Below are 7,566 nucleotides of genomic sequence, written 5' to 3'. Positions count from 1 at the left end.
CCAAAAGTGACCCGCTGTAAGAGCGGAACCATAAGTCGCCGTGACCTAAATAACGGATATGTACCCAGTCAGCTCTTGTGAAGCTTACTCATCAACTGCGCCTCAGCCTGGGTCAACCCACACGACTGCGTCAACTCATCCACCGTAGCCCCCATCCCCACCAACTTCGCCGCTTGAGCGAATGACAGACTGGTAGGATCACGCTGTTCAATCTGCGCCAGCTTATCCGGCAACGGCCCGAGGATCGCGCGCAGTTCATGCACCTCATCCCCCACCTTCACCGCACTCTGCTGGAAGTGATCAACCCGCTTGACCAAATCGATGATGCGCCGATCACGCACGGCATCGCGCTCAGCTTGCTGCTGGGCCAACTCCCGTTGCTGGCGCATGTAGCGCAGCAGGAAAGCCAAGGTCCCGACCCACAACAGGGCCAGGACAATCACCGCCGCCTCGAAGAACAATCAGATGCTCTCCAGTTCCGACCATTCTTCTTCGCTCATCATCTTGTCCAGCTCAACCAGAATCAGCAGTTCGCCGTTCTTGTTGCACACGCCCTGGATAAACTTGGCGGATTCTTCGTTGCCCACGTTCGGTGCGGTTTCCACTTCCGACTGGCGCAGGTAAACCACTTCAGCCACGCTGTCGACCATGATCCCGACCACTTGCTTGTCGGCTTCGATGATCACGATACGGGTGTTGTCGTTGACTTCCGTCGGCACCAGGCCAAAGCGCTGGCGGGTGTCGATCACCGTCACCACGTTGCCGCGCAGGTTGATGATGCCCAGCACGTAGCTGGGTGCACCCGGCACCGGGGCGATCTCGGTGTAGCGCAGCACTTCCTGCACGCGCATCACGTTGATGCCATAGGACTCGTTGTCCAGTTTGAAGGTTACCCATTGCAGGATTGGATCATCGACCAAACCTTGTGCAGATGCTGACTTGTTCATTCCTCGGACCCCTTCAAATGCCGATTTACCCGGCGTATGTACGTAGCAAGATCGCACTCGCGTGCGGCCCTTATTGTTCAATCAACTGCGTTGGTTCTGCGCCATCGTCTTGACGGCACCGCTGGCGATCAACTCGGCCAATTCGGCGACGTCGAGCAACGCACACATATGTTCGATCACGGTACCCGCCAGCCAAGGCCGTTGGCCACGGTGGCTGCGCCATTTGATTTCGTTCGGATCCAGGCGCAACGAGCGGCTGACTTGATGCACTGCCAGCCCCCACTCGTAGCCCTGCACCGAGATCACGTATTGCAAGCCCTGGCGAAAGTCATCGCGGTAGCGATCAGGCATGACCCAGCGTGCGGTATCCAGCACCTTGAGGTTGCCGGCCTGGCTGGGCAGGATGCCGAGGAACCACTCCGGTTGCCCGAACAGCGGCGTCAACTCCTGGCCTTCCAGGGAATAGATAGAACCCAGGCACACCAGCGGCACCGCCAGGGTCAGCCCGGCGACGTCGAACAACAGGCATTCGAACGGCTCAGCGGCCCACGACGGACGGCCGTCACCGGTCTGCGGCGGCGGTGTGATGCTCGGCGGCAGGTGCACGTCCACAACGGGCTCGACCACCACCGGCGCTACGACAACCGGCTCGACTGGCGTCGCCACCGGCACCGCTACTGGAGCGACCACAACATGGGCGTCACGGGCCTGCTCTTCCAAGACGGCCAGCTGGAACTCATCCAGCGTGCTTTCCTGCTCGACTACCGGCTCAAGCACCAGCAGAGGTTCCGGCAATTCTTCCGCGGTCGCATCCTGCAGCAAGGCATCCAGGTAGGATTCCAGCGCCAGTTGCGGCCGGGTCTTGAGTTCGATGGGACGGATCATCACGCCACCTGCGCCACAAGCTGCTGGGCCAGCAGATGCTTGAGCAATGCGCGGTAAGCCAGCACGCCACGGCTTTTGCCATCGAACTGCGAAGGCGTCAGGCCCGCGCGGCTGGCGTCACGCAGGCGCGTGTCCACCGGGATATAGCCGTTCCAGATGGTGTCCGGGTAGGCATCACGCAGTACACGCAAGGTACCGAGGGACGCTTGGGTGCGGCGGTCGAACAACGTCGGCACGATGCTGAACGGCAGCGCCTGTTTACGCGAACGGTTGATCATCGCCAGGGTACTGACCATGCGCTCCAGGCCCTTGACCGCCAAGTGCTCGGTTTGCACCGGGATCACCAGTTGCTGGCTGGCCGCCAAGGCGTTGACCATCAGCACGCCGAGCAACGGCGGGCTGTCGATGATCGCGTAATCGAAGTCCTGCCACAGTTGCGCCAGGGTCTTGGCGATGACCAGGCCCAGGCCGCTCTGCCCTGGCGACTGGCGTTCAAGGGTGGCCAAGGCGGTGCTCGACGGCAGCAGGGAAATGCTGTCGTTACTGGTGGGCAGCAGCAATTGCCCAGGCAAGTCGGCCGGCACGCTGCCCTTGTGCAGGAACAGGTCGTAGCAGCTGTGTTCCAGCGCATCCGGGTCGTAGCCGAAATAGCTGGTCATGGAGCCATGGGGGTCGAGGTCGACCACGACCACACGCTTGCCCGCCTCGGCCAGCAAGCCGGCTAAGGCGATGGAGGTGGTGGTCTTGCCGACCCCACCTTTTTGATTGGCAACTGCCCAGACTCTCATTCAGTTGGTTCCTCCCGGTGGGCACAAGCGCGACCGAGACATTGCATACATTATTGAGCCAGTGACGGGGAATTGACGCTGCCCTGCCGAACCGGCGGCTTAACCACGGGCGGTGCAGTTTGTGTGCCAGCCCGCTTCAATGCTGCATCCGGTGTTGCATTAGCCGTCCCCGTACCGGTCAGGCTACGGCGTACGTCCAGATTACGTGACACTACCAGTACCACACGGCGGTTGCGTGCGCGGCCTTCGGCCGTCGCATTGTTGGCCACCGGCTGAAACTCACCATAGCCCACCGACGCCAGGCGCCCAGGGTTCACGCCCTGCATCGCCAACATGCGCACAATGCTTGCAGCGCGGGCGGATGACAGCTCCCAGTTGGTGGGGTACTGCGCGGTGCTGATCGGAAAGTTGTCGGTAAAACCCTCAACGTGGATCGGGTTTTCAAACGGCTTGAGGATCGCCGCCACCTTGTCGATGATGGTGAACGCCTGATCGCTCGGCATGGCATCGGCGCTGGCGAACAGCAGGCTGGAATTGAGCTCGATTTCCACCCACAGCTCATTGCCGCGCACGGTCATCTGGTTGGAGCTGATCAGGTCGCCAAACGCGGCGCTGATATCGTCGGCGATGCTTTTCAGCGGGTCGCTGGTGCCACCGATGCCGGCGGCGACTTCATCGCTGTCGTTGACCAGCGGCTTGGCCGGGGTCACGGTCTTGGGCCGTTCATCGCCAATGGGTATCGGCTTGACCGAGCGGTCGGTGTCGTTGAACACGCCGATCAGCGCCTGGGAAATGACTTTGTACTTGCCTTCGTTGATCGACGAGATGGAATACATCACCACGAAAAACGCGAACAGCAAGGTGATGAAGTCCGCGTAGGACACCAGCCACCGCTCGTGGTTAACGTGTTCTTCAGGCTCGCGGCGGCGACGGCTCACAGACAATCCCTCCCATCAATCCATGAAGCCCTGAAGCTTCAATTCGATGGAGCGAGGGTTTTCGCCCTCGGCAATCGACAGCAGGCCTTCCAGCAACATCTCCCGGTAACGCGACTGGCGCATGGCGATCGACTTGAGCTTGCTCGCCACCGGCAACAGCACCAGGTTGGCACTCGCGACACCATAGATAGTTGCGACGAAGGCCACGGCAATGCCGCTGCCCAGTTGCGACGGATCGGCCAGGTTGCCCATCACATGGATCAGGCCCATCACCGCACCGATGATGCCGATGGTCGGCGCATAGCCGCCCATGCTTTCAAAGACTTTGGCGGCATTGATGTCGCGGCTTTCCTGAGTGTAGAAATCCACTTCGAGGATGCTGCGGATGGCTTCCGGCTCGGCGCCGTCGACCAGCAATTGCAGGCCTTTGCGTGCATAGCTGTCGGGCTCGGCATCGGCCACGCCTTCCAGGCCCAACAGGCCTTCCTTGCGGGCGGTGAGGCTCCAGTTGACCACGCGATCGATGCCACCCGGCAGGTCGACGCGCGGCGGGAAAATGATCCACACCAGAATCTGCATGGCACGCTTGAACGAACTCAACGGCGACTGCAACAACGCTGCGCCCACGGTACCGCCGATCACGATCAGCGCCGCCGGGCCGTTGGCCAAGGCGCCAAGGTGGCCGCCTTCGAGGAAGTTGCCGCCGATGATCGCGACAAACGCCAGGGTGATGCCGATCAGGCTCAGGACATCCATCAGAGGCACGCCTCCACCAGATGCTTGCCGATGTCGTCCAGGCTATACACCGCGTCGGCCAGGTCAGCCTTGACGATGGCCATGGGCATGCCATAGATCACGCAGCTGGCTTCATCCTGAGCCCAGATCGCACTGCCACCCTGCTTGAGCAGGCGCGCACCTTCACGGCCATCGGCGCCCATGCCGGTGAGCACCACCGCCAGAACTTTGTCGCCGTAGGACTTGGCCGCCGAACCGAAGGTGATGTCCACACACGGTTTGTAGTTCAGGCGTTCGTCGCCCGGCAGGATTTTCACCGCGCCACGGCCATCCACCATCATCTGTTTGCCGCCAGGGGCCAGCAACGCCAGGCCAGGACGCAGGATGTCGCCGTCTTCGGCCTCCTTGACGCTGATACGGCAGAGCTTGTCCAGGCGTTCAGCGAAGGCCTTGGTAAACGCGGCGGGCATGTGCTGCACCAACACGATCGGCGCCGGGAAGTTGGCCGGCAGTTGGGTCAGCACGCGTTGCAGGGCAACCGGGCCGCCAGTGGACGTACCGATAGCCACCAGCTTGTAGGCTTTGCGCTTGGGCGCAGGCGAATGAGCGCTCGGTGCCGAGGCGCGCACGGGCGCCACCGCTGGCCGCGCCACGGGTGCAGGGGCTGGCCGTGCAAACGAGGATGTCGTCGGCGCGGGTGCCGCAACAGGTGCGGGCGCAGGGGTGCTGAACAGGCTTCGACGGTTACTGCGGGAAATGCTGTGCACCTTCTCGCACAGCATCTGCTTGACCTTCTCGGGGTTGCGCGAGATGTCTTCGAAATTCTTCGGCAGGAAGTCCACCGCCCCAGCGTCCAACGCATCCAGGGTGACCCGGGCGCCTTCGTGGGTCAGCGAAGAAAACATCAATACCGGCGTCGGGCAGCGCTGCATGATGTGCCGCACTGCGGTGATGCCATCCATCATCGGCATCTCGTAGTCCATGGTGATCACGTCCGGCTTCAACGCCATGGCCTGATCGATCGCCTCTTTGCCGTTGGTGGCCGTGCCGACCACCTGGATGGTTGGATCGGCGGAAAGAATTTCCGAGACGCGGCGGCGGAAGAAACCCGAATCGTCCACCACCAGGACCTTGACTGCCATAAACACTCCGTTAGGCGGGGCAGGCAATACCGCCGAAGCCCCACCAGAATCAAATACGCCGTGCGGCGTAACGCTTGAGCATGCTCGGAACATCGAGAATCAGTGCGATCCGACCGTCACCGGTAATGGTCGCACCCGACATGCCCGGGGTTCCCTGCAGCATTTTGCCCAAAGGCTTGATGACGACTTCTTCCTGGCCGACCAGTTGATCGACCACAAAGCCGATGCGCTGGGTACCCACGGACAGAATCACCACATGGCCTTCGCGCTGCTCTTCATGGGCTGCCGACGCAACCAGCCAGCGCTTGAGATAGAACAGGGGCAATGCCTTGTCGCGCACGATCACCACTTCCTGGCCGTCCACCACGTTGGTGCGCGACAGGTCGAGGTGGAAGATCTCGTTGACGTTGACCAACGGGAAAGCGAACGCCTGGTTGCCCAGCATCACCATCAGGGTCGGCATGATCGCCAAGGTCAACGGCACCTTGATCACGATCTTCGAGCCCTGGCCCTTGGTCGAGTAGATATTGATCGAGCCGTTGAGCTGGCTGATCTTGGTCTTCACCACGTCCATGCCGACGCCACGGCCGGACACGTCGGAAATCTCGGTCTTGGTCGAGAAACCCGGGGCGAAGATCAGGTTGTAGCACTCGGTGTCGGTCAGGCGGTCGGCGGCGTCCTTGTCCATCACACCGCGCTTGACCGCGATGTTGCGCAAGACGGTCGGGTCCATGCCTTTGCCGTCATCGGTGATCGACAGCAGGATATGGTCGCCTTCCTGTTCGGCCGCCAGAATCACCTTGCCGTTACGGGACTTGCCCGCGGCTTCGCGCTCTTCCGGGGTTTCGACGCCGTGGTCGACGGCGTTGCGCACCAAGTGGACCAGCGGGTCGGCCAGGGCCTCGACGAGGTTTTTGTCGAGATCGGTTTCTTCGCCCACCAGTTCCAGGTTGATCTCTTTCTTGAGCTGGCGCGCCAGATCGCGAACCAACCGAGGGAAGCGGCCGAAGACTTTCTTGATCGGCTGCATCCGCGTTTTCATCACGGCGGTTTGCAGGTCGGCGGTGACCACGTCGAGGTTCGACACGGCCTTCTGCATGGCTTCGTCGCCACTGTTCAGGCCCAGGCGCACCAGGCGGTTACGCACCAGCACCAGTTCACCGACCATGTTCATGATGTCGTCCAGCCGCGCCGTGTCCACACGCACGGTGGTTTCGGCTTCGCTGGCAGGCTTTTCGGCCACGGGTGCAGCGGCGGCACGCGCAGGTGCCGGGGCCGCAGCGGGTGCGGGCTTGGCGGCCGCAGGTGTGGCGGCTTTGGCGGGCGCCGGCTTGGCCGCCACGGGGGTAGCCGTCGCAGCAGCCGCCGGGGCCACTTCGCTGAACTTGCCCTTGCCGTGCAACTCGTCGAGCAAGGCTTCGAATTCGTGATCGGAAATCAGCCCGTCGCCGGCAGGTTCGGGAGTAGCCGCCGGTACAACAACGCTGGCGGCGGTGGCGGCGACTTCCGGCAAGGCGTCGGCCACGAACGTGCCTTTGCCGTGCAGTTGGTCGAGCAACGCTTCGAATTCGTCGTCGGTAATGTCGGTGTTGGCCGAGCCGGCAGGGGCTTCGGTGGCAGCAGCAGGCGCCACGGCGTCGGCGGCGAACTGGCCCTTGCCGTGCAACTGGTCGAGCAAGGATTCGAATTCGGCGTCGGTGATGTCTTCGCTGGTCGGCACGGCAGGCGCAGTGGCCGCTTGCGGTGCTTCAGCCTCGGCCTTCACGGCGCTGAGAGAGTTGAGCAGTTGCTCGAACTCGCTGTCCGTGACATCCGGCTCGGCTTCCACCACAGGCTCAGGTTCCGCTTGAACCACGGGCGCAGCCGAGGTGTCGGCCGGTTCCGCCAGGCGCGCCAGGGCGGCCAGCAGTTCCGGGGTGGCAGCGGTGATCGGTGCGCGATCGCGCACTTCACTGAACATGCCGTTGACCGCATCCAGCGCTTCGAGAATCACGTCCATCAATTCCGAATCAACGTGACGCTCACCCTTGCGCAGGATGTCGAACACGTTCTCGGCGATGTGGCAGCACTCCACCAGCTCGTTGAGCTGGAGGAAGCCGGCGCCCCCTTTTACAGTGTGAAAACCGCGAAA

8 protein-coding genes are annotated in these 7,566 nt (G+C 62.2%); all 8 read right to left on the bottom strand.

All coding sequences use genetic code 11. The annotated features are described in order from the left end of the window. Positions 1–68: 68 nt before the first annotated feature. The gene (locus ACRESD_RS26275) at positions 69–461 is read right to left on the bottom strand and encodes a DUF2802 domain-containing protein (protein ID WP_431753573.1); all 393 of its coding nucleotides are present in this window, start codon (positions 459–461) and stop codon (positions 69–71) included. Next, positions 462–947, bottom strand: a complete 486-nt coding sequence (locus ACRESD_RS26270) for a chemotaxis protein CheW (RefSeq protein WP_110625085.1) — start codon at positions 945–947, stop codon at positions 462–464. Between the two features lie 81 nt (positions 948–1,028). Beyond that, positions 1,029–1,832 (bottom strand): CheW domain-containing protein, encoded by an 804-nt coding sequence (locus ACRESD_RS26265; protein WP_431753572.1) that lies wholly within the window; start codon positions 1,830–1,832, stop codon positions 1,029–1,031. Then, a complete protein-coding gene (locus ACRESD_RS26260; protein ID WP_431753571.1) occupies positions 1,832–2,620 on the bottom strand; it encodes a ParA family protein in 789 nt (262 codons plus the stop codon). The genes ACRESD_RS26265 and ACRESD_RS26260 overlap by 1 nt, the downstream gene beginning before the upstream one ends. Positions 2,621–2,670: 50 nt before the next feature. Further along, complete coding sequence (motD, locus tag ACRESD_RS26255) at positions 2,671–3,558, bottom strand: flagellar motor protein MotD (RefSeq protein WP_431753570.1); 888 nt, start codon at positions 3,556–3,558, stop codon at positions 2,671–2,673. Positions 3,559–3,573: 15 nt separating this feature from the next. After that, positions 3,574–4,314, bottom strand: a complete 741-nt coding sequence (locus tag ACRESD_RS26250) for a flagellar motor protein (protein ID WP_123717524.1) — start codon at positions 4,312–4,314, stop codon at positions 3,574–3,576. Next, complete coding sequence (locus ACRESD_RS26245; protein ID WP_431753569.1) at positions 4,314–5,435, bottom strand: protein-glutamate methylesterase/protein-glutamine glutaminase; 1,122 nt, start codon at positions 5,433–5,435, stop codon at positions 4,314–4,316. Before ACRESD_RS26245 ends, ACRESD_RS26250 begins: the two co-directional genes overlap by 1 nt. 49 nt (positions 5,436–5,484) lie before the next feature. Then, positions 5,485–7,566: chemotaxis protein CheA (locus tag ACRESD_RS26240; RefSeq protein WP_431753568.1), on the bottom strand; the 2,082-nt coding region annotated here is incomplete at its 5' end.

The organism is Pseudomonas sp. (genome assembly GCF_050739995.1).
In the GTDB taxonomy this organism is placed as follows: domain Bacteria; phylum Pseudomonadota; class Gammaproteobacteria; order Pseudomonadales; family Pseudomonadaceae; genus Aquipseudomonas.
This window is presented reverse-complemented; position numbering and strand designations above follow the sequence as displayed.

Coding starts and splice junctions, on each gene's coding strand:
- ACRESD_RS26270 (WP_110625085.1), bottom strand. CDS start 947: ATGAACAAGTCAGCATCTGCACAAGGTTTGGTCGATGATCCAATCCTG.
- ACRESD_RS26265 (WP_431753572.1), bottom strand. CDS start 1,832: ATGATCCGTCCCATCGAACTCAAGACCCGGCCGCAACTGGCGCTGGAA.
- ACRESD_RS26260 (WP_431753571.1), bottom strand. CDS start 2,620: ATGAGAGTCTGGGCAGTTGCCAATCAAAAAGGTGGGGTCGGCAAGACC.
- ACRESD_RS26250 (WP_123717524.1), bottom strand. CDS start 4,314: ATGGATGTCCTGAGCCTGATCGGCATCACCCTGGCGTTTGTCGCGATC.
- ACRESD_RS26245 (WP_431753569.1), bottom strand. CDS start 5,435: ATGGCAGTCAAGGTCCTGGTGGTGGACGATTCGGGTTTCTTCCGCCGC.